20 protein-coding genes are annotated in these 25,391 nt (G+C 63.1%); 12 read left to right on the top strand and 8 right to left on the bottom strand.

Going from position 1 to position 25,391, the window contains the following annotated elements; all coding sequences use genetic code 11:
• Positions 1–4 precede the first annotated feature (4 nt).
• The 3 genes from M653_RS0108540 to M653_RS0108530 form a co-directional block, all read right to left on the bottom strand.
• A complete protein-coding gene (locus tag M653_RS0108540) occupies positions 5–3,136 on the bottom strand; it encodes an efflux RND transporter permease subunit (protein ID WP_027142965.1) in 3,132 nt (1,043 codons plus the stop codon).
• Entirely contained in the window at positions 3,133–4,287 is a 1,155-nt protein-coding gene (locus M653_RS0108535) for an efflux RND transporter periplasmic adaptor subunit (RefSeq protein ID WP_027142964.1), read from the bottom strand. The genes M653_RS0108540 and M653_RS0108535 overlap by 4 nt, the downstream gene beginning before the upstream one ends.
• A gap of 200 nt (positions 4,288–4,487) precedes the next feature.
• Positions 4,488–5,315, bottom strand: a complete 828-nt coding sequence (locus M653_RS0108530; RefSeq protein WP_027142963.1) for a MurR/RpiR family transcriptional regulator — start codon at positions 5,313–5,315, stop codon at positions 4,488–4,490.
• Positions 5,316–5,456: 141 nt separating this feature from the next.
• Here M653_RS0108530 and M653_RS0108525 point away from each other — a divergent pair, with 141 nt between their 5' ends.
• The 12 genes from M653_RS0108525 to M653_RS0108470 all read left to right on the top strand — a co-directional run bounded on the left by M653_RS0108525 (position 5,457) and on the right by M653_RS0108470 (position 19,757).
• Positions 5,457–6,275, top strand: coding sequence for an N-formylglutamate amidohydrolase (locus tag M653_RS0108525; protein WP_027142962.1), 819 nt, complete (start codon positions 5,457–5,459; stop codon positions 6,273–6,275).
• A gap of 21 nt (positions 6,276–6,296) precedes the next feature.
• Entirely contained in the window at positions 6,297–7,853 is a 1,557-nt protein-coding gene (locus M653_RS0108520; RefSeq protein WP_027142961.1) for an amino acid permease, read from the top strand.
• A gap of 87 nt (positions 7,854–7,940) precedes the next feature.
• Positions 7,941–9,311: a glutamine synthetase family protein gene (locus M653_RS0108515; RefSeq protein ID WP_027142960.1), complete on the top strand. Its 1,371-nt coding sequence runs from the start codon at positions 7,941–7,943 to the stop codon at positions 9,309–9,311.
• 83 nt (positions 9,312–9,394) lie between these two features.
• On the top strand, positions 9,395–10,783 hold the full coding sequence (locus M653_RS0108510; RefSeq protein ID WP_027142959.1) for an aldehyde dehydrogenase family protein: 1,389 nt from the start codon (positions 9,395–9,397) through the stop codon (positions 10,781–10,783).
• A 17-nt stretch (positions 10,784–10,800) separates the two neighbouring features.
• Positions 10,801–11,973 (top strand): iron-containing alcohol dehydrogenase, encoded by a 1,173-nt coding sequence (locus M653_RS0108505; protein ID WP_027142958.1) that lies wholly within the window; start codon positions 10,801–10,803, stop codon positions 11,971–11,973.
• 244 nt (positions 11,974–12,217) lie between these two features.
• Positions 12,218–13,324 (top strand): ABC transporter substrate-binding protein, encoded by a 1,107-nt coding sequence (locus M653_RS0108500; protein WP_027142957.1) that lies wholly within the window; start codon positions 12,218–12,220, stop codon positions 13,322–13,324.
• A gap of 62 nt (positions 13,325–13,386) precedes the next feature.
• Positions 13,387–14,301 carry an ABC transporter permease subunit gene (locus M653_RS0108495; RefSeq protein WP_027142956.1) on the top strand — a complete coding sequence of 305 codons (915 nt, stop codon included), beginning with the start codon at positions 13,387–13,389 and terminating at the stop codon, positions 14,299–14,301.
• On the top strand, positions 14,298–15,089 hold the full coding sequence (locus tag M653_RS0108490) for an ABC transporter permease (RefSeq protein ID WP_027142955.1): 792 nt from the start codon (positions 14,298–14,300) through the stop codon (positions 15,087–15,089). Before M653_RS0108495 ends, M653_RS0108490 begins: the two co-directional genes overlap by 4 nt.
• Positions 15,090–15,104: 15 nt before the next feature.
• The gene (locus M653_RS0108485) at positions 15,105–16,169 is read left to right on the top strand and encodes an ABC transporter ATP-binding protein (RefSeq protein WP_027142954.1); all 1,065 of its coding nucleotides are present in this window, start codon (positions 15,105–15,107) and stop codon (positions 16,167–16,169) included.
• Positions 16,170–16,325: 156 nt separating this feature from the next.
• On the top strand, positions 16,326–17,879 hold the full coding sequence (locus M653_RS0108480) for a sodium:proton antiporter (RefSeq protein WP_027142953.1): 1,554 nt from the start codon (positions 16,326–16,328) through the stop codon (positions 17,877–17,879).
• A gap of 116 nt (positions 17,880–17,995) precedes the next feature.
• Positions 17,996–18,904, top strand: coding sequence for an endonuclease/exonuclease/phosphatase family protein (locus tag M653_RS01000000132235; protein ID WP_032935129.1), 909 nt, complete (start codon positions 17,996–17,998; stop codon positions 18,902–18,904).
• 7 nt (positions 18,905–18,911) lie between these two features.
• Positions 18,912–19,757 (top strand): EamA family transporter, encoded by an 846-nt coding sequence (locus tag M653_RS0108470; RefSeq protein ID WP_027142952.1) that lies wholly within the window; start codon positions 18,912–18,914, stop codon positions 19,755–19,757.
• Between the two features lie 4 nt (positions 19,758–19,761).
• Here the strand turns inward: M653_RS0108470 and M653_RS0108465 are convergent, their stop codons facing one another.
• The 5 genes from M653_RS0108465 to M653_RS0108445 form a co-directional block, all read right to left on the bottom strand.
• Positions 19,762–20,979 (bottom strand): MFS transporter, encoded by a 1,218-nt coding sequence (locus M653_RS0108465; protein ID WP_027142951.1) that lies wholly within the window; start codon positions 20,977–20,979, stop codon positions 19,762–19,764.
• Positions 20,980–21,069: 90 nt separating this feature from the next.
• Entirely contained in the window at positions 21,070–21,387 is a 318-nt protein-coding gene (locus tag M653_RS0108460; protein ID WP_027142950.1) for a Dabb family protein, read from the bottom strand.
• An 11-nt stretch (positions 21,388–21,398) separates the two neighbouring features.
• Entirely contained in the window at positions 21,399–23,027 is a 1,629-nt protein-coding gene (locus M653_RS0108455; RefSeq protein WP_027142949.1) for a choline dehydrogenase, read from the bottom strand.
• A 12-nt stretch (positions 23,028–23,039) separates the two neighbouring features.
• Positions 23,040–23,801, bottom strand: a complete 762-nt coding sequence (locus M653_RS0108450; RefSeq protein WP_027142948.1) for a 3-ketoacyl-ACP reductase — start codon at positions 23,799–23,801, stop codon at positions 23,040–23,042.
• On the bottom strand, positions 23,798–25,303 hold the full coding sequence (locus tag M653_RS0108445; RefSeq protein ID WP_027142947.1) for a GMC family oxidoreductase: 1,506 nt from the start codon (positions 25,301–25,303) through the stop codon (positions 23,798–23,800). The genes M653_RS0108450 and M653_RS0108445 overlap by 4 nt, the downstream gene beginning before the upstream one ends.
• Positions 25,304–25,391 lie beyond the last annotated feature (88 nt).

Genomic DNA, 25,391 nt, shown 5'->3' with positions numbered 1-25,391 from the left:
ATCTCTATTGCGCCGGTTCCACATTGGTGTAGACGGCTTCCTCGAGTTCGCGCTTCAGCCGTGCTTCCTCGTGGGTCTTCGGGGTGACGAAGCGGCCAAGCAGGAGATAGGCGACCGGTGTCAGGAACAGCGTCGAGACGGTGGCCAGGCCAAGCCCGCCGACGATGACCCAGCCGAGCGCCACGCGTGCCTCGGCGCCCGCGCCGGCGGCCAGCACAAGCGGCACACCGCCGAGAATTGTGCAGATCATCGTCATCATCACCGGCCGCAGGCGAATGGTGGAAGCCTGCTCGATCGCTTCGCGCACGCCGAGGCCGCGATCACGCAGCTGGTTGGCGAATTCGACGATCAGGATGCCGTTCTTGGCCATGACGCCGACCAGAAGCACCAGGCCGATCTGGCTGTAGGCGTTGAGGCTGGTGCCCGAGAGCAGCAAGGCGAAAATGGCGCAGGCAAGGCCGAGCGGCACCGTCGCCATGATGATGACGGCGCTGACGAAACTCTCGAACTGGGCGGCTAGCACCAAGAGGATGATGACCAGCGCGAAGCCGAAGATGGTGACCATGGCGCTGTTGGTTTCGCCCAAAGTCGCGGCTTCGGCCAGCGGCAGGATGCGGCTGCCGGGCGGCAGAAGCGGCGCGGCGATCTCCTGCGCGCGTGTCAGCGCGTCCCCAAGCGCGAAATTGCCTGAGAGGTTCGAGGTAATTGCCACCGAAGGCTGCTGCTGTTCGCGCGAGAGCGACGGCGGCACGGCGCGCTCGGTCAGCGTGGCGATGGTCGACATCGGCACGAAGCGGCCATCCGCCGTCTTGAGAAAGACATTTTCCAGATCGGTCGGGTCGTTGATCGGGTTGGTGGTCGAGACCAGCTTCACGCCGTAGCTACGGTCGGCGATGTAAATATCGACGACGTCGTTGCCGTCGAGCATGGCTTGCATGGTGTTGGCGAGCCCGGTGATGTCGATGCCGAGATCGGAAGCGCGCTCGCGGTCGATGGCCACGGCGAGCTGCGGCTGCGTCGGGTCGATCGACAGGCGCGGCGTCTGGAAACGCTGATCCTTCTGCATCTCGGCGATGATCTTGACCGCCGCGTCGCCAAGCGCCTTGCGGTCGTTGCCGACCAGCGCGAATTGCAGGCCATTGCCGGCGCCGCGGATGCCGAGGCTGTTGGGCTGGACCGGGAAGATGCGCACGCTGGGCACCTGCCTGGTCAACTGGCTGATCTCGGCCATGATCTCCTGCTGGCTGCGGCTGCGCTCGTCCCACGGCGCCAGCGTCATCACCATGAAACCGGAGTTGTAGGAGCCGTTCTGGCCGGCGTTTTCGAAGGTCGAGCGGATCTCGCCGGAATCGCGCATGGGCTGGATCAGGCGCTCGATTCTCTGCATCTGCTGCGTCGTATAGTCGAGACTGACGCCTTGCGGGGCGTTGATGCGCAACAGCACGGCGGCGCGGTCCTCGGTTGGCGTCAGCTCCTGGCGGATGGTGCCGAACAGCGCAAACGCAATGCCGGCAAACAGCACCGCGACCAGAACCACGATCCACGGCGCGTCGAGACATGCATGGAGCGCACGCTTGTAGCCGGCATTCAGGACGCCGCCGATGCGTGCGCCAATGCCGTGACCGCCTTCGTGGTGGAGCGACGCGCTGGTCAGCATGCGTGAGGCAAGCATCGGACAAAGCGTCAGCGCCACCACGCAGGACAGAAGCACCGACATCGCAAGCACGAAGCCGAATTCGCGGAACAGGCCGCCGGTCTGGCCCGGCAGGAACGAGATCGGCACGAAGACGGCGACCAGAGTCAGCGTCGTGGCGACGACGGCGAAGAACACTTCCTGTGCACCGAGCACGGCGGCCGCGCGCGGGCCCATGCCTTCGTTGCGCCGTCGCACGATGTTTTCCAGCACCACGATGGCGTCATCGACGACAAGGCCGGTGGCCAGCACCAAAGCAAGCAGCGTCAGGATGTTGACGGAGAAGCCGGCCAGATAGATGGCGGCTATGGTGCCGATCATGGCGACCGGCATCGACAAGCCCGGGATCAGCGTGGCGCGCCAGTCGAGCAGGAAGACATAAATCACGATCAGCACCATGGTGACCGACAGGCCAAGCGCGATCTCGACCTCGTGCACCGCACCCTTGACGAAGACAGCGTCGTCGCTGGTGATCTTGATCGACATGCCCTTGGGCAGGTTCTCCTGCAGCTTGGCGACGGCGGCCTGGACGCCGGTCGAAATGTCCAGCGTGTTCGATTCCGCCTGCCGGATGATGCCGATGCCGATGCCGGTCTTGCCGTCCGAGCGCAGCGTCGTCTGGCCGATATCGGGGCCGAGCGTGACGGTCGCGACATCGCGGATGCGCGTCGTGCCGCCGATGATGATGTTCTCGAATTCCTCAGGCGTCGTCACGTCGGCCGTGGTGCGGACGATCAGGTCCTGGTTGGTCGTGGTGATCGACCCGGCCGGGGAATCGAAGGCGACGGAGGCAAGCGCCGCCCGGAGATCGGCGACCGTGAAGCCAAGGCTGGCCAGCTTGTTCTGGTCGACGTCGATGCGGAAGATCTTGTCGCGATCGCCATAGACCTGGACGTCGGCGACACCAGGCACGGCGGCCAGTTCGTCCTCGATCTGGTCCTGGACCACCACCGTCATGTCCTGGATCGACATGGTGTCGGAGGTCACCGCCAGGCGCATCACCGCGTCGGAATTGGCGTCGGCCTTGACGATGCGCGGCGGATCGGCCGTGTCCGGCATCTGGTTGGCGACGCGGCCGACCGCGTCACGCACGTCCGAGGCGGCGACGTTGAGATCGACCCCGTCGTTGAACTCGATGGTGACACGGCTCGAGCCGAAGGACGAGGATGACGAGATCGACTTGACACCGGAGACGCGGGCGACGGCGCCCTCGATCGTGTCGGTCAATTCGCGATCGACGGTTTCGGCGGCGGCCCCTTCGAAGGTGGTGGAGACCGTGACGACGGCACGGTCGACGTCGGGCAATTCGCGGATCTCGACACCGTAAAAGGCAGCGAGGCCGGCAACGGCAATAAGGGTGTTCAGCACGAAGGCCATGACCGGCCTGCGGATGAACAGCGCGGTGAAGCCGGTGTCGCTGGAGGCGTTGGCGGAGCCGGTCATGAGCCTTCCGCGGCGTTGGCGGCGCGCTGGTCCTGGCCGGCGATGCGAACCTCGCCGCCTTCGCTGACACTTTGGGTGCCTTCGATGACCACCATGTCGCCGCTGTCGATCTTCGCGTCGATCAATACGGTTTCGGTGTTGCGCTGGATGATGCGAACCGGCAACCGCCTGGCCTTGCCGTCCTCGATCTGCCAGACATAGGCGCCCTCCGATCCCCACAGGATCGCCAGCGGGCTGACGGCCGGATAAGTCTCGCCGGGGAATTTCATGGTGATGGAGAACGACATGCCGGCGCGCAGCGAATCGGCCGGGTTGGCGATCTTGGCCTTGACCAGCAGGGTACGGCTCTTTTCGTCGATGTGGTTGTCGATCGCCGACACCGTTCCGGTATAGGCGTTGCTCGGATTGGCGATCGGCGTCGCCGTCAGTTGCGCGCCGACCTTGACGGCGGCGGCGAAGCGCTCGGGCACCTGGAAATCGACCAGGATCGAGGAGCGGTCGTCAAGCGTGGCGATCGCCGACTGGTTGGTCACATAGTTGCCGGCCGAGATCGGCAGGATGCCAACGGTACCGGCGATAGGCGCCAGGATCGAGCGGCGCTGCAGCGCAAGCTCGGCATCCTGAAGCGCCAGCTTGGCGCCGGCCAGCACCACTTCGGCATCGGCGACCGCGACCGGCGTCGCGGCGTTTGAGGCACGCAACGACTTGACGCGGTCGAGCTTGGACTGGGCATCCTGCAAAGCGAGCTTGGCCCGGTTCTGGGCGATGATCTCCGTATCGGAATCGAGCGATGCGATGATCTGCCCCTTATCGACGTGGCTGCCGGATTCGACCAGCAGTTCGGCAAGGCGGCCGGAACTATAGGGATTGACGGTCACCGAGGCGTTGGCGCGGCCGGTGCCGATCGCCTGCAAGCGGTCGTTGATCGTGGCCATGCTGGCTGGCGACGCGACGATCGTGGCAATCCGGGTGCGCTCCGTCTGCCGGGCGCCAGCCGCTGCGGTGTCCTTTGCTGGAGGCATCGCGCCATATGCCCAGTCAATCCCCCAGCGTGACAGCACTTCGGGAGCGCCGGGGTAGAAACGCGCCCACGCAGCCACGGCGGCGACCACGATCACAAATGCAAGGACAATCTGTTTCCAGCTCGACATCGATACTCCAGCGGCAACAATCGTCCGCTGGGTTCCAGGTGGAAGCGGATGCAGCGACGATGCGGGCTGGCGGCAACAACCGGCCACGCCCCGATATCATCGGTTTATGGCAATTATCACGCAATCGTGCACATTAAATCTCGGTAACGTGAATTCGGGACGCTGCAGCGGAGCCGATGCGATGCCCCCGGGGGATCTGCTTATCGCAGGCCTTCCATCTCGCGGATGCGCCGGGCACCGTCGGCCTCGAGTTGTCTTGTGACGGCGCCGATCAGCGTTTCGGCGACGACAAAAAGCGCCGCCGAGGAGTCCCATGCGGAAGGCACTGCGGTTCGTCCGGCGATGACGTGGCGGGCAAAGCGGGCGATCGGCGACAGCCACTGGTCGGTGAACAGCACGATCTGCACGCCGCGCTGATGCGCCTTCTCGGCAAAGCGGAGGAGGCTGCCCTGGTAGCGCCTGATGTCGAAGATCACCAGCACGTCGCGCTTGCCCATGTCGATCAGCCTGTCGCGCCACATGCTCTCCTGGCCGGCGAGGTGAAAGACATCGGGCTGGATGACGGCCAGATGGGCTGCCATGTAGCGCGCCAGCGGATCGGTGAAGCGGCCGCCGATGAGGAAGGTCTTGCCGCGCCGCTCGGCCAGCCTGGTGGCAATGTCGGCAAGCTGCCTGTCGGATAGATGCCTGAAGGTCTCGCGCATGTTGTCGAGCGTCGCTTCCAGCATGGGCGACACCGTGCCGCCATTGGGCGAGGGCGGATTGAGCGTTCGTATCGCCGGCGACTGCAATTGCGCCGCCAGTTCGTCCTGCAGGCCCGACTGGAACTCGGGATAGTTCTGGAAGCCGAGCCGGGCGACAAAACGCAGGATTGTCGGCGAGGAGACGCCGGCCGCGGATGAGAATTCGGCGACCGTCTTCAGGCCGATCATCGGATAGTTCGCGATCAGCGTCTGCGCCGCTCGCCGTTCGCCGGCGGGCATCGCGCCGATGCGGTCGGCGATCAATTCGGCAATGTTGGAAATCATCTTCTCCCACCCTGGCCGTCGACGATCTTTTCCCCAGATCGCATTTGACAAAGCCAAACAAACTGTATGAAATCATCCGTAGGGACGCAATGAGGCAAAATACGTAACATACGATACAGCGCTCCCCGGGGACGGCAGACTATGGAGAAAGCACGGCCCGCCAGCCTTGCATCGTCTGATACCGTGCGGGTGATGAACGCCGGCGGATCGAGCCCTTTCGTACTGACCTGCGACCACGCTTCCAATTTCCTGCCGACCGAATTCGGCACGCTCGGCCTCGCCGCCGAGGACCTGACGCGCCACATCGCCTGGGATCCCGGTGCGCTGCCGGTTGCGTCGCGGATGGCGCAGGCACTCGATGCCACGCTGGTCGAAACCCGGATTTCGCGGTTGGTCGTCGACTGCAATCGGCCGCTCGACGCGCCGGACCTGGTGCCGCAGGTCAGCGAAACGACAGCCATACCGGGCAATACCGGCCTGTCCCAGAAGCAGCTCGCGGCGCGGGTGGCCCTGTCATGGCAGCCATTTCACAGCACGATCGGGCGCATCGTCGAGGAGCGGCTGGCGCGCGGCCAGGAGACGCGGCTGGTCTCCGTCCATTCCTTCACGCCGGTCTACAAGTCCAAAAACCGGCCCTGGCACATCGGCATTATCCATGACGAGGATCGCCGCCTGGCGGCGCCGCTGATCGCGGCACTCAAGCGGCTTGCCGGCGTAACCGTCGGCGTCAACGAGCCCTATTCGCCGGCCGACCGCGTCTATTTCACGCTGGAACGGCACGCACGTTCGCGCGGCTTGCCCTGTGCGATGATCGAGATCCGCAACGACGAAATCTCCGGCGAGACCGGGCAGCGGAAATGGGCGGATCTGCTCACCGGCATTTTTTCCAATCTGGAGCCAGAGGAGGCCACGCGGCCCAGATCGCATTCAGTCAGAAAGTCAGTCCAATCGGCCAGCTGAGAAACAAACAGGGGACTTCCAATGACAGCACCGGGCTATACAGACGTTGACAAAGCGGAGGACGTAAAGGCCCTCCACAGCATGGGCTACGCCCAGGAACTGGAGCGGCGCCTCAGCCGCTTTTCGAATTTCGCGGTTTCCTTCTCCATTATCTGCATCCTGTCGGGCGGCATCAATTCGCTGGCGCAAGGCACCTCAGGCGCCGGCGGCATCGGCATCGGCATCGGTTGGCTGGTCGGCTGTTTTGTCTCGCTGACCTTCGCCGTCGCCATGTCGCAGATCAGCTCGGCCTATCCGACCGCCGGCGGCCTCTATCACTGGGGTTCCATCCTCGGCAACCGTGGCACCGGCTGGGTGACAGCCTGGTTGAATCTGCTCGGCCTGATCACCGTGCTCGGTGCCATCAATGTCGGCACCTGGACGTTCTTCGTCGGCGCCTTCGGGCCAGCGCTTGGCATCGAGGGCACGCTGACCAACCAGATGATCTTCCTGATCATCATCACCGGCGCCCAGGCCCTGATCAACCATCTCGGCATCAAGCTGACGGCGAAGCTGACTGATTTCTCGGGCTATCTGATCTTCTTCGGCGCCATCCTGATCGCGGTGGTCTGCCTGATCTCGGCGGAACATTGGGATTTCGGCCGGCTGTTTACGTTCCACAATTACTCCGGCGATGCCGGCGGCGGCGTCTGGCCGCAGGTTTCGAACGCTTGGGTGTTCGCGCTCGGGCTCTTGCTCCCGATCTACACGATCACCGGCTACGACGCTTCGGCGCACACTTCCGAGGAAACCATCAAGGCGGCTTCCTCGGTGCCGCGCGCCATGGTCATGTCGGTGATCTGGTCGGCACTGTTCGGCTATCTGTTCCTCGTCGCCTTCGTGCTGATGATCCCCAACATGGACGACGCCGCCAAGCAGGGCTGGAACGTGTTCTTCTGGGCCTTCGACCAGCGCGTCAGCCCCGGCATCAAGGAATTCGTCTATCTCGTCGTTTTCGTCGCTCAGCTGCTGTGCGGCCTTGCCACCGTCACGTCGGCCTCGCGCATGATCTTCGCCTTCTCGCGCGACGGCGGCCTGCCCGGTTCATCGGCCCTTGCCAAGGTCAGCCCGACTTACCGAACGCCGGTGGCGGCGATCTGGACGGCGTCGATCCTGTCGGTGCTGTTCGTCTGGGGCTCGACGCTGGTTTCGGTCGCCGGCACCTCGGCCTACACCATCGTCGTGTCCTGCACCGTCATCTTCCTGTTCCTATCCTTCATCGTGCCGATCGTGCTCGGCATGCTGGCCTGGGGCACACCGAAGTGGGACAAGATGGGGCCGTGGAACATGGGGCGCGGCGTGTTCATGCTGTTCGGCTTCCTGTCGATTGTGTCGATGGTCCTGATCTTCATCATCGGCATCCAGCCGCCGAATGACTGGGCGCTCTACATCACTGTCGGCTTCTTCATCCTGACTGCGATCGTCTGGTTCGCTTTCGAGCGCAACCGCTTCCAGGGTCCGCCGCTCGGCGACATCATCGCGGCGCGCCAGGCGGCGATCAAAGCAGCGGAGCAGGCGGTCGGCGAAACGGGCCACTGACATCCGCCATCATGGCCATGGCCGGCATCGCGCCGGCCATGGTTTTGTTTCTCCCTTTCAACGACCAAGCACTGGAGTGCCAAAGGAATGGCCGGAAATTTCTCGTTCGATCAGTTGAAGAAAGCGGTCTCCAATGGCGAGATCGACACGGTGCTGGCCTGCATCGTCGACATGCAGGGCCGACTGGCGGGAAAACGGTTCCTGGCGCAATATTTCGTCGATTCCGCGCATGACGAGACGCATGGCTGCAACTATCTGCTGGCGGCCGACATCGATATGGAACCGGTGCCGGGTTACAAGGCGGCAAGCTGGTCGAAGGGCTATGGCGATTTCGTCATGAAGCCGGACCTGGCGACGCTGCGGCGCATTCCATGGCTGGAGAAGACGGCGCTGGTGATCTGCGACGTGCTCGACCACCACACCCATGACGACCTGCCGCATTCGCCGCGCGCCATCCTGAAGAAACAGGTCAAGCGGCTGAGCGAGCGCGGCTATATCGGCTATTTCGCTTCCGAGCTCGAATTCTACCTGTTCAACGAGACCTATGATTCCGCCCGCAAGAAGCACTGGCAAGGTCTCGACACCGCTTCGCCCTATATCGGCGATTACCAGATCGGCATCACCACCAAGGAAGAAGGCGTCATGCGCCGGCTTCGCAACGAGATGGAAGCGGCCGGCATTCCGATCGAGAATTCCAAGGGCGAGTGGGGCCCGGGCCAGGAAGAGATCAATGTGCGCTATGCCGAAGCGCTCGACATGGCCGACCGCCACGTCATCCTGAAGAACGGCGCCAAGGAAATCGCCGAGTCCGAAGGCAAGGCGATCTCCTTCATGTCGAAGTACAATTACGGGCTCGCCGGCAATTCCAGCCACATCCACAACTCGCTGTGGAGCGCCGATGGCAAGACGCCGCTGTTCTTCGACAAGAAGGCCAACTGGACCTTGTCGACGCTCGGCCAGCAATGGGCGGCCGGACAATTGAAATACGCCAAGGACTTCACCTGGTTCCTGGCGCCCTACATCAACTCCTACAAGCGCTTCCAGGCCGGCACCTTCGCGCCGACCAAGATCATGTGGAGCGAGGACAACCGCACCGCCGGCTTCCGCCTGTGCGGCGAGGGCACCAAGGGCATCCGCATGGAATGCCGCATCGGCGGCGCCGACCTCAATCCTTATTTGGCCTTCGCGGCGCTGATCGCGGCCGGCCTTGCCGGCATCGACGAGAAGCTGGAATTGCAGAAGCCTTTCGTCGGCGACGCCTATCAGGCTTCTCGTTTGCCGGAGATTCCGAAGACGTTGCGCGATGCCACGGAGACGCTGGCCAAGTCGAAGATGCTGAAGCAGGCGCTCGGGGAGGATGTGCTCGAGCACTATGTCCACACAGCGAAGTGGGAACAGTTCGAATACGATCGCCGGATCACGGATTGGGAACTGCACAGAGGGTTCGAACGATATTAAACCAAGCCGCCGCTGCCCTCTCCGCCCATCGCTGGAATGGCGGCGGCGCAAATCAAGATTCATGAAGTGCGAGGACTGAACGAATGACCGAAACGGTCAAGTTAAAATCTCCCATCGACGGCTCGATCTACGCCGAGCGTCCGATCGCGACGGGTCAGGCGATCAACGCCGCGGTCGAGCGCGCCAAGGCGGCGCAGGAGAAGTGGGCTGAGACGCCGATCGTCGAGCGCGGCAAATACATGCTGGCGATGCTCGAAGCGCTGGTCGCGATGACCGACGAGATCGTGCCGGAGATAGCCTGGCAAATGGGGCGGCCGGTTCGCTATGGCGGCGAGTTCGGCGGCGTCAAGGAACGCACCAACTATATGGTCGAGATCGCCGAGCAGGCGCTCAAGTCGGTGCCGGCCTCCAACCCGAAGAACGGCTTCCGCCGCTATGTGAAGAAGGATCCGCTCGGCGTGGTCATGGTGATCGCGCCGTGGAACTATCCTTATCTCACCGCCGTCAACACCATCGTACCGGCGCTGATGGCCGGCAACGCCGTTATCCTGAAACATGCGGCGCAGACATTGCTGGTCGGGGAGCGCTTCCAGCAGGCCTTCGACAAGGCTGGCCTACCCAAGGGCGTGTTCCAGAACGGGGTTCTCAACCACGCCCAGACCGAAAAACTGCTGGGTTCGGGCAAGATCGACCATGTCAATTTCACCGGCTCGGTCGGCGGCGGCCGCGCCATCGAAAAGGCGGCGGCAGGCACCTTCATGACGCTTGGCCTCGAGCTTGGTGGCAAGGATCCGGCCTATGTGCTGCCCGATGCCAAGATGGACCATGCGGTCGCCAATCTGGTCGACGGCGCTTTCTTCAATTCCGGCCAGTGCTGCTGCGGCATCGAGCGCGTCTATGTGCACGAGAAGGTCTATGACGAGTTCGTCGAAGGCTTCATCGCCGAGACGAAGAATTATGTCGTCGGCAATCCTGTGGAGCAGGTGACGACGATGGGGCCGATGGCGCAGGCGCGTTTCGCCGACCTGATCCGCGAGCAGAAGGCCGAAGCGCTTCGCAAGGGCGCTAAGGCCCATATCAATATGAAGGTGGCTAACGACGAGCCCGGCTCGCCCTACCTGGCGCCGGAGGTGTTGACCGGAGTCGACCACCAGATGAGCGTCATGCGCGAGGAAAGTTTTGGCCCGATCGTCGGCATCATGAAGGTGCGCAACGACGAAGAGGCGATCGCTTTGATGAACGACAGCGCCTATGGGCTGACCGCCTCGATCTGGACGCGCGACACCGAGCATGCGGTGGCGATCGGCGACAGGGTCGAGACCGGCACGGTGTTCATGAACCGCTGCGACTATCTCGATCCGGCGCTGGTCTGGACCGGTGTCAAGGACACCGGCAAGGGCGCCGGGCTGTCGGCCATCGGCTACGACAATCTAACGAGGCCGAAGTCATTCCACCTGCGCGAAGCCATCTGATTTTTGAAAGACAAGCAATGTCCAAGCTCATCTCCAAATGGAACTACCCCACCACCGTCCGCTTCGGCGCCGGGCGCATCAAGGAATTGCCGGAGGTGCTCGCGGCCACCGGCATCAAGCGGCCGCTTTTCGTGACTGATCCGGGCCTGGCGAAACTGCCGGTCGTCGCCTCGACGCTCAGGATTCTCGATGAGGCCAAGGTGCCCTATGGCGTGTTCTCCGAGGTGAAGCCGAACCCGGTGGACTCCAACCTCACCGCCGGCATCGCGGTGTTCAAGAAGGGCAAGCATGACGGTGTCATCGCTTTCGGCGGCGGCTCGGCGCTCGACCTCGGCAAGCTGATCGCTTTTCAGGCCGGCCAGACGCGGCCGGTCTGGGATTTCGAGGATGTCGGTGATTGGTGGACGCGCGCCGACTCCGATGCGATCGCCCCGATCATCGCCGTGCCGACCACGGCAGGCACCGGCTCGGAGGTCGGTCGCGCCGGTGTCATCACCAATGAGGCGACCCATACCAAGAAGGTCATCTTCCACCCGAAACTTTTGCCGGCGATCGTCATTGCCGATCCGGAACTGTCGGTCGGCATGCCGGGCTTCATCACCGCCGGCACCGGCATGGACGCGCTTGCCCATTGCCTCGAAGCCTATTGCGCGCCGGGCTATCATCCCATGGCCGATGGCATTGCCGTGGAAGGCGTGCGCCTGGTCTTCGAGAACCTGCCGAAGGCTTATGCCAACGGTGGGGACCTCGTCGCCCGCGCCCATATGATGAGCGCGGCCGCCATGGGTGCTGCCGCCTTCCAGAAGGGGCTGGGCGCCATCCACTCGCTGTCGCATCCGATCGGCGCGCTCTACGACACTCATCACGGCATGACCAATGCCGTGTTCATGCCTTACGTGCTGGCCTTCAACCGGGACTCCATCGAGGAGCGCATTGCCCGGCTTGCCGCCTATTGCGGCATCAAGGGCGGCTTCGACGGCTTCGCCAAGGCAATCATCAAGCTGCGCAAGGAATTGAAGGTGCCGCACGCGCTGCCGGGTCTGATCAAGGGGCTCGACATGGACAAGAAGCGCAAGGCGCTGATCGCCGACATGGCGGTGGTCGATCCAACGGCCGGCGGCAACCCAGTCAAGCTGACCAAGAAGGCGGCGCTGACACTGCTCGAAAACGCGATCGCCGGGACGGTCTGAGGCCGGTTTCCGGGGTGCGGAAGTTGATCGAGAAACGAGGGGAAAGGAAAGGGGAAGGGGCGATATAGCGGCGGATTAATGATTAGCCGGAAAGTTAAGTGATGGCTAATTGCTACAGTCCGTTAAAAAGAGTTAACTTTTCACGCTGCGAGGCGCTGGTTTCACAAAGCTTTCATTTGGCTGTCACACGGAAACGCTACCGCATCGCAGACGTCCAACGGCGTCAGTTCAATGGAGAGAACACATGTTCAAATTCACGGGGAAAGTACTTTCCCTTTCGGCCGCGACCCTCATGGTGTCGTCGGTGATTTCGTCCGCCGCTTCGATGGACGATCTCATCAAGGCCGCCAAAGCCGAAGGCCAGCTCACCACGATCGCCTTGCCGCATGACTGGTGCGGCTACGGTGACGTCATTGCCGGCTTCAAGGCGAAATATCCGGAAATCACCGTCAACGAACTCAACCCCGACGCCGGTTCCGGCGATGAAGTCGAGGCGATCAAGGCCAACAAGGACAACAAGGGCCCGCAGGCTCCTGATGTCATCGACGTCGGCCTGTCCTTCGGCCCGACCGCCAAGGCCGACGGCCTGTTGATGCCCTACAAGGTGTCGACCTGGGACTCGATCCCGGACAGCGCCAAGGATGCCGATGGCGCCTGGTATGGCGATTATTACGGTGTGCTCGCCTTCGAAGTGAACAAGGATCTGGTCAAGGAAGCTCCAACCGACTGGGCCGACCTGCTGAAGCCGGAATTCGCCAACTCGGTCGCGCTTGCCGGTGATCCGCGCGCTTCGAACCAGGCCATCCAGGCCGTCTACGCCGCCGGCCTTTCCGGTGGTGCGGCAGCTGGTGAAGCCGCCGGCACCGCTGGCCTCGACTTCTTCAAGAAGCTCAACGCCGCCGGCAATTTCGTGCCGGTCATCGGCAAGACGGCGACGCTCGCCCAGGGCCAGACGCCGATCCTCGTCACCTGGGACTACAACGCGCTTTCGGGCCGCGACACGCTGAAGGGCAACCCGCCCGTCGACGTCATCGTGCCGAAGACCGGCGTTGTCGCCGGTGTCTACGTGCAGGCGATCAGCGCTTTCGCGCCGCATCCGAATGCAGCCAAGCTGTGGATGGAATACCTCTATTCGGACGAGGGGCAGATCGGCTGGCTGAAGGGCTATTGCCACCCGATCCGCTTCAACGATCTTGCCAAGAACGGCAAGGTCCCGGCTGACGTGCTGGCCAAGCTGCCGCCGGCGGAATCCTATGCCGCCGCCGCGTTCCCGACGCTCGACGAACAGGGCAAAGCCAAGGAAGCCATCACCAAGAACTGGGACGCTGTCGTCGGCGCCAACGTCAAGTAACTTGAAATCCACCGGGCGGCCACGTGGCCGCCCGGTCTTTCCTCGAAGACGGTAGCCGGCGCATGACCGATCTTACGCTTTCCAGTCAGGCCATTGCGGGAAAGACCGCGCCCCCAGGAGAAGCGCGCGCCTTGCGGTTTCCGACGCAGTGGCTCGGGGTGACGCCGTTCTTCATTTTCGCCATCATGTTTCTGATTTTGCCGACGCTCTACCTGATGCTCGGCGCATTCCAGAACGATGCAGGCGAATTCACGCTGGATAACATCTTCGCGTTGTCGCAGGCGCACATCGTTGCCGCCTATTGGATATCGATCAAGGTAAGCCTGGCCTCGTCGCTGATCGGCGCCTTTGCAGGCTTGGCCATTGCGATTGCCATCGTACGAGGCGGTCTGCCGAACTGGATACGGTCGGCAACGCTGACCTTTTCCGGGGTGGCTTCCAATTTCGCCGGCGTGCCGCTTGCGTTTGCTTTCATCGCCACGCTTGGCCGCCTTGGGCTGGTTACCGTTCTGCTCAATACACTGGTCGGGCTGAATCTCTATGCGCATGGTTTCAACCTGCTGTCGTTCTGGGGGCTGACGCTCACCTATGTCTACTTCCAGATCCCGCTCATGGTGGTCATCATCGTGCCGGCGATCGACGGGCTGAAGAAGGAATGGGGTGAGGCCGCAGCGACGCTCGGCGCGACACAGTCGCAGTACTGGCGGATGGTTGTGATACCCGTGCTATGGCCGAGTTTCCTGGGCACCGTGATCTTGCTTTTCGCCAACGCCTTCGGCGCCATCGCCACCGCCTATGCGCTAACGGGCTCTTCGCTCAACATCGTGCCCATCCTGCTCTACGCGCAGATACGCGGCGATGTGCTGCACAATGCCCACCTCGGCTATGCGATTGCGTTCGGCATGATCTTCATCACCGGGCTGGCCAACATCTTCTACATCTGGTTCCGGACCCGTTCCGAGAGGTGGCTCAAATGAAGGCTGGCAAATTCTGGGCCTGGATCGTCTTCATCCTCGGCGCGGCCTATTTCTTCATACCGCTCATCGCGACGATCGAGTTTTCGCTGCGCATGCGTCGCGGCGTCTATTCCTTCGACGCCTACAAGGTCGTGCTCGGCGATAGCCAGTTCCAGACAACTTTCATGTATTCGGTGATCGTGGCGGTCTTCACCATCCTTCTTGGTGTGCTAATCGTTGTGCCCACCGCCTATTGGATCCGGCTGCGTCTGCCCCAGCTTCGCCCGGTGGTCGAGTTCATCACCTTGTTGCCGCTGGTCATCCCGGCCATCGTCATCGTTTTCGGCTATATCAGGATGTACGGCTCGAATTCGCCCCTGCCGTTCCTGTCTAACAATACAGCCACAAATGCTCTGCTGGTCATCGGCTACGCGGCGCTGGCGCTGCCCTATATGTACAGAGCAGTCGACACCGGCCTTCGTACCATCGACGTTCGGACGCTGACGGAAGCGGCCCAGATCCTCGGCGCCGGCTGGGGTACGATCGTCACCCGCGTGATCCTTCCCAACGTGTTGATCGCCGTGCTCTCCGGGGCCTTCCTCACGTTCGCGATCGTCATCGGCGAGTTCACCATGGCAAGTCTGCTCAATCGGCCCGCTTTCGGTCCTTATTTGCAGAACCTGGTTGCCAACCGAGCCTATGAACCGGCAGCGCTGTCCATTATTGCTTTCGTAATCACCTGGGGTTGCATGTCGCTGATCCAGGTCCTGTCGCGGTTTGCGCCGAAGTCCGCCAACCGCCCGAATTGATTGAAAGAAAGAACCATGGCCGAGCCATTCCTCTCCATCCAGCACGTCCGAAAATCCTTCGGCGCCACCACGGTGGTGGAGGACTTCAATCTCGACGTCGAGCCGGGTGAATTCGTCTCGTTTCTTGGGCCGTCCGGCTGTGGTAAAACCACTGTGCTGCGCATGGTCGCCGGCTTCGAGGAGCCATCAGCCGGCAAGATCGTCGTAGCCGGCAAGGACATCACCCGGTTGAAGCCCAACCAGCGCAATGTCGGCATGGTGTTCCAGGCCTATGCGCTGTTCCCGAACCTGACCGTGGCGCAGAACATCGGCTTCGGCCTGAGGGTCGCCGGCATGCCCAGGGCGGATATCGATGCCCGCGTCGCCGAGATGCTCGACATGATCAAGCTGCCGCAGATGGCGGACCACTACCCCTACCAGCTTTCCGGCGGCCAGCAGCAGCGCATTGCGCTGGCGCGTGCGATCGCGCCGAAACCGAAGCTGTTGCTCCTCGACGAGCCGCTGTCGGCGCTCGACGCCAAGGTGCGTGTGTCGCTGCGCGAGGAAATCCGCTCGATCCAGAAGAAGCTCGGCATCACCACTATCTTCGTCACGCATGACCAAGAAGAGGCGCTGTCCATCTCCGACCGCATCGCCGTCATGTATGGCGGCAAGGCCGAGCAGGTCGGCACACCGTTCGAGATCTACAACCGGCCGGCAACCAAATTCGTCGCCAATTTCGTTGGCACGCTGAACGTGCTCGAAGGCAAGGTCACCGACGCCGCATCCGGCACGGTGCAGGTCAACACGCAGGAAGTCTCGCTCAAGGGCAAGCTCAACGGCTCGAAGTCCGGCGACATGCTGTCGCTGGCGCTGCGGCCCGAGGCAATTTCGCTTGGTCGCCAGCCCGGCCGTGATTCCAGTCTTTCGGGCGAGATTTCCGAAGTACACTTCCTCGGCTCGGTGATCCGTGTTCGCGTCGGCATCGGCGGCAACACGGTGTCGCTCGACACGTTCAACAGCCCGGCGACGCCGCCGCCCGCGGTCGGTGAAAAGGCCGAGATTTCGTTCTCGTCGAGCGATATGCTGGTGTTGCACTAGGTAGTCCACGGTCGGAGGCGCTCCCGAACGGGTGCTCCAGCGATCCGGATTCCTCGTGCCCGCGGCGACACAACCGGTACCGGAGGTGTCACCCCGTTGTTTCACGGCCATGACTTTGGCACTGCCAATCGTTTCATTCGGCCGCTACGATAGCGCATGGCTCTTTTCGAACTGACGCTTATCCTGCTTTTGACCGCCGTCGCGCTGACGGCGCTGTCGCGTCGGCTGGAGATTCCCTATCCGTCCCTTCTGGCCCTGGCCGGCGTCGCGATTGCTTTCGTACCCGGTGCGCCAGTGATCGAGATCGATCCGGAACTCGCGCTTGCCCTGTTCATCGCGCCGGTGCTTCTCGATGCCGCCTATGACACGTCGCTGCGCGACCTGAAGCGCTACAGGCTGTCTCTGGTGCTGCTGGCGCTCGGCGCCGTGGTCTTCACCACCCTAGTCGTTGCCTTCGTCGGCTGGAAAATGGCCGGGCTGCCGATCGCGGCGGCGGTCGCGCTTGGCGCCATCGTCGCGCCGCCGGATGCGGTGGCGGCGAGCGCCGTGCTCGGCCAGTTCAAGGTGCCGTACCGCCTCACCGCCATCCTGCAAGGCGAGAGCCTGCTCAACGATGCCACCGCGCTGCTGATCTACCGGTTGGCGGTTTCGGCTGCGCTCGGTTCGATCCTGCTGAGCAACGCCATTCCGGTGGTCTTGCTGTCGACGATTGGCAGTTTGGCCGCGGGTTATGTGCTTGGCCGTGTCTCGCTGCTGACACTTAGCCGGATCGACGACGCCGCAAGCAGCACCGTGGTGCAGTTCGCCGGGACATTCGGGGTGTGGATCCTGGCCGACAGGCTCGGTCTTTCCGCCATCATCACCATCGTCGTCTATGCCATCACCATTGCACGCAGCGCGCCGCGCCGCATGTCGGCGAGACGCCGCGTCAGCACCTATTCGGTCTGGGAATCGGCGGTGTTCGTGCTGAACGTGCTGGCTTTCGTGCTGATGGGGCTGCAGGCACGCTCTATCGTCGGTCGGCTCTCCGGCGACGGGCAGGGCGGAGCCTTTCTCTTTGCCGCGACGGTGCTGGTTGTCGTCATTCTGGCACGTCTCGTCTGGGTGGCGAGTTACGTTGCGATCATAAGATGGTTCGCCCGCTTCGGCGCCGAAGACAGAAGGCGAGAAGCGCCGACATTTCGCGGCGCCGTGCTGGTCGGCTGGTGCGGCATGCGGGGGCTGGTGACGCTGGTGGTGGCCATTGCGCTGCCGGCCGGCTTTCCCGGCCGCGACCCGATCGTGCTTGCCGCCTTCGCGGTGGTTCTGGGCACGCTGGTGTTGCAAGGCATGACCTTGAAGCCCTTGCTGCGGATACTCAACTTCGAACGGGACACGAGTGTCGATCGCGAAGTGGCTCAGGCGCGTGTTGCCGTCATGCAGGCCGCGCTTGACGTGTTGAGCCGCAAGACGTCGGCCGCGGCGGCCGTCGTGCGCGAGCAGTACGAGGCTCAGCGGCAGATCGCGGAAAATCCGGAGGATGCGCAGGCGGCAACCGAATACGACCGGCTGCGGCTCTACGCCATCAACCGCCAGCGCGACACGCTGGAGGAACTGCGCAGCAACGGCACGATCGGCGATGAAGCCTATCACCGGCTGGAGGAAGAGATCGATTGGGCGGAACTGGCGGCGTCGCCGGCAGGCCGGTTTCAGCCGTTGACCACCGACTAGCAGATGCCGCGTCTCGACCGCCGCCCTGCTGGCCCAAGCCCCGTCCGTCCTCCTGCACATTGCAAGCGATCGACCGAACCGTTACTGCCAACACCGGGAAGTGAGCCGGATAAGCAATGAAGCTGGTCAGCTACAACATCCAGTACGGGTTCGGCAGCGACGGGCGCTACGATCTTTCGCGCGCCGCGCGCATGATTGCCGGCGCCGACATCATCGCCTTGCAGGAGGTCGAGCGGCACTGGCAGCGCAGCAATTTCGACGACCAGCCGGAGCTGCTTTCACGGCTTCTGCCTGATCATCACTGGGTGTATGGCCCGGCCTTCGACATGGATGCCAGCGAATGGCGGGACGGCCGTCTGGTCAACCGCCGCCGGCAATTCGGCACCATGGTCCTGTCAAAACTGCCGATCGTCTGGTCGCGGCTGCACGCGCTGCCGATGCGCCGTACGCTGCGTCCGCTCAACACCCGCAACGCCGCGCTCGAATGCATGATCCGCACGCCGGCCGGGTCGGTCAGGGTGCTTTCGCTGCATCTCGCGCACATCGCCGCGGAAGAGCGGCTGGACCAGATCGACTATCTCTTGGCGCAGCATCGCCGGACGCCGGGGGAAGGCGGACCGTGGAGCGGCGTGGACGACGAACCTTCGCGCAACTGGACACATGGGGAAGTCGAGCCGGAAAATCCGCCGGCGGCGATCTGGCTGGGCGATTTCAACATGGAGCCGGACAGCGTCGAATACCGTCGCATCGTCGGCAGCACGCCATATCATCGTGGAGCAGCCTATCTCGACGGCTTCGTCGATGCCGCCGCCGTGGCGGTTGAACCGGCTGGTGATTTCCATACGCATGAGAAGATCATCGACGGCAGACTGGCAAAGCGCCGTCTTGACCATTGCTTTGTCGGCGGCATGTTGGCCGGGCGTGTGCGCTCGGTCAGCGCCGATATAGGCGAGCTTGCTTCCGATCACTTCCCCGTCCAGGTCGACATCGATCTCGAAACGCCCTTCGGCTCCGGAGGTCGATGAGCTCCATATGACGCTTTTCGTCTTCCTCGCGGTGCTTGCCGCGGCCGCCATGCACGCGATCTGGAACGCGCTGGTCAAGGTACATCTCGACCGCTTCCTGTCGATTACTTTGATGACGTTCGGCATGGGGGTCGCTGGCCTCGTGGTGCTGCCTTTCGTCGAGGTGCCCAAGGTGGAAGTCTGGCCCTATATCGCCGCTTCGGTGATCTTCCACATGGGCTACCGCACCTTCCTGATCGGCGCCTACCAGGCCGGCGATTTCGCCCAGACCTATCCGTTGGCACGCGGAACGGCACCTCTGCTGGCCGCGATTGGCGGGATGTTCGTCGTCGCCGAGGTGCCGGCGCCGCTCGCCATCGTGGGCATCCTGCTTCTATCGGCCGGAACGCTGGTAATGTCGTTTCGCGGCGGGGCGCATCTGGAGAAGCTGAACCTGCGCGCGGTCGCATTTGCGCTAGGCACGTCGATCTTCATTGCCAGCTACACGCTGTCCGACGGCAGCGGCGCGCGGCTGGCCGCAACCGCGCAAAGCTATGCCGCCTGGTTGTTCATCTGCGATGCGCTTGGGGCGCTGGTGCTCTGCCTGGTTTTCCGAGGACCCAAGGCGCTTCCGGTGTTGGCGCGCGACTGGAAGACCGGGCTGTTCACCGGCGTACTTTCCGGCGCCGCCTACTGGATCGTGATGTGGGCGATGACCAAGGCGCCGATCGCCTCGGTGGCGTCACTGCGCGAGACCTCGATCCTGTTCGCCATGATGATTTCGGTCTACGCGCTCGGCGAGAAGATGACGGGCTGGCGCGGTGCCGCCGCGCTCAGCATCGTCGCAGGCGTCATCGCCCTGAGGATGGGCTGACGTTTCAACCCAGCACCGTCATTACCTGACCGCGCCGCTCCGGACTGAAGCGGATGACCACGATGATGCAGACGGCGACCACGCCGGCAAATAGCGCCAGCGCATGGCCATAACTGCCGCCGGGTGCCTCTGCGATCCCCGCTTGATACGGACCGCCGTAGGAGGCAGCGAGATTGCCGGCCTGGTATATGAAGCCGGGCAAGGTGGCGCGCACCGCGCCGGGCGAAAGCTCATTGAGGTGAACCGGGATGACACCCCAGGCACCCTGGACCGCGACCTGCATGATGAAGGCGCCGATTGCCAGCATGAAGGGCGTGGAGCTGTAGGCCCATAGCGGGATCGCCGGCAGGGCGATGATGCATGCGATGGTAATGGCGTTGATGCGGCCGATCTTCTCCGACAGCGCGCCAAACGCCAGGCCGCCGACAATGGCGCCGATATTGGCGACGATGGTGATCCAGCTCACCGTATGCGGATCAAAGCCATGCTGCTTCTTCAGGAAGGTCGGGTAGAGGTCCTGCGTGCCATGGCTGAAGAAGTTGAAGAACATCATCAGCACCACGGCATAGAGCGCGACGCGCCAGTGCTTCCGCAGCGTTTCCAGCAACCCCGGTCTGACCTGCTTTCGTGCCTCGACGAAGGGGGGCGATTCCGGCACGTGCGAGCGGATGAACAGCACCATCAGCGCCGGTATGAAGCTCAGCAGGAACATGAAGCGCCAGCCGAGGACGAAGTCGCCGACCTTCTGTCCGTAGAGCAGCCCATAGACCACCGCCGCCAGGAGGTAACCGGCGGGATAACCGCATTGCAAGATACCCGAGACCATGCCGCGTGCCCGCGGCGGTATGGATTCCATGGCAAGCGAGGAGCCGAGGCCCCATTCGCCGCCCATGGCGATGCCGAACAGGGCGCGTAGCGCCAGGAAGATGCCGAGATTGGGAGAGAAAGCAGCCAGCGCCCCGATCACCGAGTAGCTGACGATGTTGAGCATCAAGATCGGCTTGCGACCGTATTTGTCGGCAAGCATGCCAAAGAAGAACGCGCCGATGAAGCGGGTCGCCAAGGTCAGGAACAGAGCCTTCGACACCGCGGGGACATCAGTCTGGAACTCAGCCGCAATATCGGTGAGCAGAAAGGTCAGAAGGAAGAAATCAAAAGCATCGAGCGTCCAGCCCAGAAATGACGCCAGAACGGTTTTCTTCTGCTCGGCGGTGAGGTTCAAGGCGTCCTCCTTTGTACCCCCAAAGGAACGATATGTCGCCTTGTCGGCAAAAGAGAACAGCGATCAGCCGGCTTTCGAAAGGCCGGCGGTTCACTTTTTCGTAAGATCGAGGTCGAAGACCATCAATCCGTCGGTGCCGCCTTCGAGGGCCGCGACCAGCCGGGCGCCGGCATGCTGATGCGCCTCATGGACGAGATAGGCGTTGCGCGCCGCTACATCGCGGAAATCGATGGTGAAGCCATGGCTGAAACCCCGCGCGAAGGGCTCCGGACTGACATTGGCGCTGAAATGAACCGTTTCCATGCCTTCGATCACCTGCCGCAACGCTTCGAGGTCGGCGTGGATAGCCGTGCGCTCGGCCGGGGACACATCACTACGAAATCTTGCGAAAACACAGTGCCTGATCATTTTACCACTCCCTAAGCAGCACGATTGCCGGAAAACACCGCCGGCGCCAGCGGCTCGCGGCCAAGGATCAGATCAGCGCCCTTTTCGCCAACCATGATGGTCGGCGCGTTGGTGTTGGAAGAAGGCACACGCGGCATCACCGATGCGTCGCAGACGCGCAAGCCTTCTATACCGCGCAGCATGAGATCCGGCGTCACCACCGCCATCTCGTCATGGCCCATGCGGCAGGTGCCGACGGGATGGTGGTCGGTCTTGGACGTGCGGCAGGCATAGTCGATCAACTCGTCATCGCTGGCGAGCGACGGACCGGGCATTACCTCGCGCAGCACGTAGGGGGCAAGTGCCTTCTGCCGCATGATCTCTCGCGCCAGCCGCAGCCCCTTCAGCGACATGGCGCGGTCATAGGGATCGGACCAATAGTTCGGATCGATCAGCGGATGGTCGGCTGGATCGGCGCTTTTCAGCCGCACCGTTCCGCGCGAGCGCGGCCGCAGGAAAGCCGAGTTCAAGGTGACACCGGGATTTTTCAGCTTCTCGACGCCGGCCTCGATGCCGGAGCCGAGACCCAGATGGAACTGGATGTCGGGCGAGGCGGCGGTCGGATCCGCGTACCAGAAGCCGCCGGTCTCGAACAGGCTGGAAGCCACCGGTCCCTTCTTCAAGAGCAGATATTGCAGGCCGGCCCAGGCCGTGCGGTGCAGCTTGGCGTAATTGTCGTAGGTGTGATCGCCTGTGCATTCGGCGATGACGAACAGGTCGAGATGATCCTGCATGTTGGAGCCGACGCCCGGCAGATCGTGTACCGGCGTGATGCCGACCGATTTCAGGTGGTCGGCCGGGCCGATGCCCGACTGCATCAGAAGCTTCGGCGAACCGACGGCGCCGGACGAGACGATCACCTCGCGGTCGGCATGCAGGATTGTTGTCTGGCCGCCCGGCTTGTCGACCACCTCGACGCCGATGGCACGGCCGTTCTCGACGACGATGCGGGTGACCAGCACATCGGTCCGGACAATGAGATTCTTCCGGTCGCGGATCGGCTTGAGATAGGCAACCGAAGCGGACGAGCGCCGGGCGTCCTTCTGGGTGAGCTGGTAGTAGCCGACGCCTTCCTGGCTGGCGCCGTTGAAATCCGGGTTGAAAGGAATGCCCATCTCCTGGCCGGCGCGGAAATAGGCCTCGCAGATCGGCAGCGGCGAGATCGGGTTGGAGACGCCGAGCGGGCCCTGGTCGCCGTGAAAATCGTTGGCGTAACGCTGATTGTTCTCGGCGCGCTTGAAATAGGGCAGCACGTCGCGATAGCCCCAGCCGGCCAGCCCTTCTTCCTTCTCCCACGCGTCGTAGTCGTGGGCATTGCCGCGCGTGTAAATCTGGGCGTTGATGGAAGAACCGCCGCCGACCACCTTGGCCTGCGTGTACCAGAAGACGCGGTCCTTCATGTGTTTCTGCGGCACGGTCGACCAGCCCCAGGAGGCGATGCCCTTGGTCATCTTGGCGAAACCCGCCGGCATGTGGATATAGGGGTGCCAGTCCTTGCCGCCGGCTTCGAGCAGCAGCACGGAATTGGAGGGATCCTCGCTTAGCCGGTTGGCCAGCACGCAGCCGGCCGGACCGGCGCCCACGATGATGTAGTCGGTCATTGTCTCATCCGTTCACAGCCGGGGCACGGAGAGCGCGCCGTCGACATTGATGATCGAGCCGGTCGAAAAACCCAGTCTGCCGGCCGCGAGCGCCGCCACCATGGCACCAATATCGGAGGCTTCGCCCCAGCGTTTCGCCGGCACCAGGCCGCCGTCGATCAACGCGTCGTATTTGGCACTCACGCCTGCCGTCATGTCGGTGCGGATGATGCCCGGCCGCAGCTCGAACACGCCGATGTTTTCCGGGGCGAGCCTGAGCGCCAGGTTCTTCACCCACATGGAAAGCGCTGCCTTCGACACGCAATATTCGGAGCGTTCCGGAGAGGCCATCTCGGCGCTGACCGAGGTGATGGTGATGATCGACTTGGCATGATCGCCNGGCTTGGCCAGCATCGCCTTGGCGACGGCCTGGCTGAGAAAGACGGTGCCACGCAGGTTGACGCCGAGCGCGCGGTCGAAATTATCGGGTTTGAGGTCGAGAAGGTCGCCACGCACCACGGCGCCGACGCCAGCATTGTTGACCAGGCAATCAATGCGACCGAAGGCTTGCATGGCGGCGTCGACGAGGGCGGCATGAGCGGAAAGATCGGCGATGTCGCAGCCGACATAGGCAAACTTCGCGCCGCGCGCGGTGATGTTTGCGGCGAGCTCGCCTGCGGCTGTTTTGGCAAGGTCAGCGACGAGAATGTCGAATCCGGCGTCGGCCAGCGCTTCGGCGCAGGCAAGGCCGATGCCGCGCGCGCCGCCGGTGACGATGGCTGCCGGGCGGGTCATGCGGCCAACTCTGTCTTGCGGATGTGATCCGCTACCCGCAGCGCCTGTGCGGCGATCGACAGCGCCGGGTTCACGGCGGCCGAGTTCGGCAGGAAACTGGCGTCGACGACGAAGAGGTTCCGGTGATCGAAGGCGCGGCAGAACGGATCGAGCGGCGACGTCGCCGGATCGTCGCCCATTTTGACCGTGCCGCACTGGTGCGAGGGCGTGCGCTTGTCGAACGGGCGCGACAGCACGATGGGATAACCGCAGGCGCGGAAATTCGCACGCATCACCTTGGTCAGCCCGTCGAGCGACTGCATGTTTGAGCGTCGCCATTGCATGACGATGTCCTTGCCGTCGACCATGATGCGGCTTTCCGGATCGGGCAGGTCTTCGCACATCAGATACCAGTCGATGGCATGGCCGGCCATGAAGTCGAGCGCGAATTTCGGCAGCCGTTTCACATTGGCCTTGAGCATGTTGCCGTCGATCTTGCCGAGAAGCTGGACATTGCCGAGCGGTTTGCCGCCCTTGCCGCCCGTGAGATAATAGTCGTTCAGCATCAGCGTCTTCTGGTAGACGGCATCGTTCCTGCGGCGCGGATCGATCGCCAGCATGGCGCTCGAATTGTGATTCATGAAGTTGCGGCCGACCTGGTCGGAGCGGTTGGCCAGGCCCTTGCCATTACCGGGTGAGGGCGAGCGCAGCAGGATCACCGCTGAATTGACCGCGCCGGCCGACAGGATCACCAGCTTCGGCGCGACTTTCCTCGGCTCGCCGTTCTGGCGGTAGTGAACGGCCGAGATGGTTTTGCCGTCCGGGGCTGTCTCGAGATATTCGACATAGGCGCCGGTCTCGAGCTTAATGTTCTGGTCGGTCAGGGCCGCCGTCAGCGGTCCGGTCTGCGCGTCGACCTTGCCCTGGCCGGTATTGGGAAAAGCGTCCCAGCCGGTCCTGCCCTCCTTCAGCCAGGTGTCGATGTCGACGCCGAGCGGCAGGGAGGCCGGATGCAGCCCCAGCCCCTTGAGTTCGGCACGGGCGCGCGCGATCGGCGCCTCGTCGGGCACCGGCTTGAGGGCATAGGGAACCGAATGAAATGGCTCGGTTGGATCCTCGCCCAGCGCGCCGCGCACGCGGAACAGCTGCTCTGCCCTGGAATACCAAGGCTCGAATTCGTCATAGGAAAACGGCCATGCCGGCGAGACGCCGCCAAAGTGTTCCATGGCGGAAAAGTCTTCCTTGCGGTAGCGGATCAGCACCGCGCCGAAGAATTTCGAATTGCCGCCGACATAGTAGTAATTACCTGGGTTGAACGCGGTACCGCCAGCTTCGCGCCACATCTCCTTCGGCCGGTAATGGCCGTCAACGAAGATGGCGCGCGTGTCGCGCGCATGCGGCGTTGCCGGCAACGGCTCGCCGCGCTCCAGCATCAGGATTGAGGCGCCGCAGCCGGCCAGACCGGCGGCGATCGTGGCGCCGCCGATGCCGGAACCGATGATGACGATATCGGGGTTTGCCATCGCCTAAAGCGCGCCGCGTTTGAATTGACACATGCGACCCGCTTCAGGTCTTTTGTTTTGACGCATGTCGTTGCCCCAAAACCGGATC

It is taken from the genome of Mesorhizobium sp. WSM3626 (assembly GCF_000513935.1).
Classification (GTDB): Bacteria; Pseudomonadota; Alphaproteobacteria; order Rhizobiales; family Rhizobiaceae; genus Mesorhizobium; species Mesorhizobium salmacidum.
This window is presented reverse-complemented; position numbering and strand designations above follow the sequence as displayed.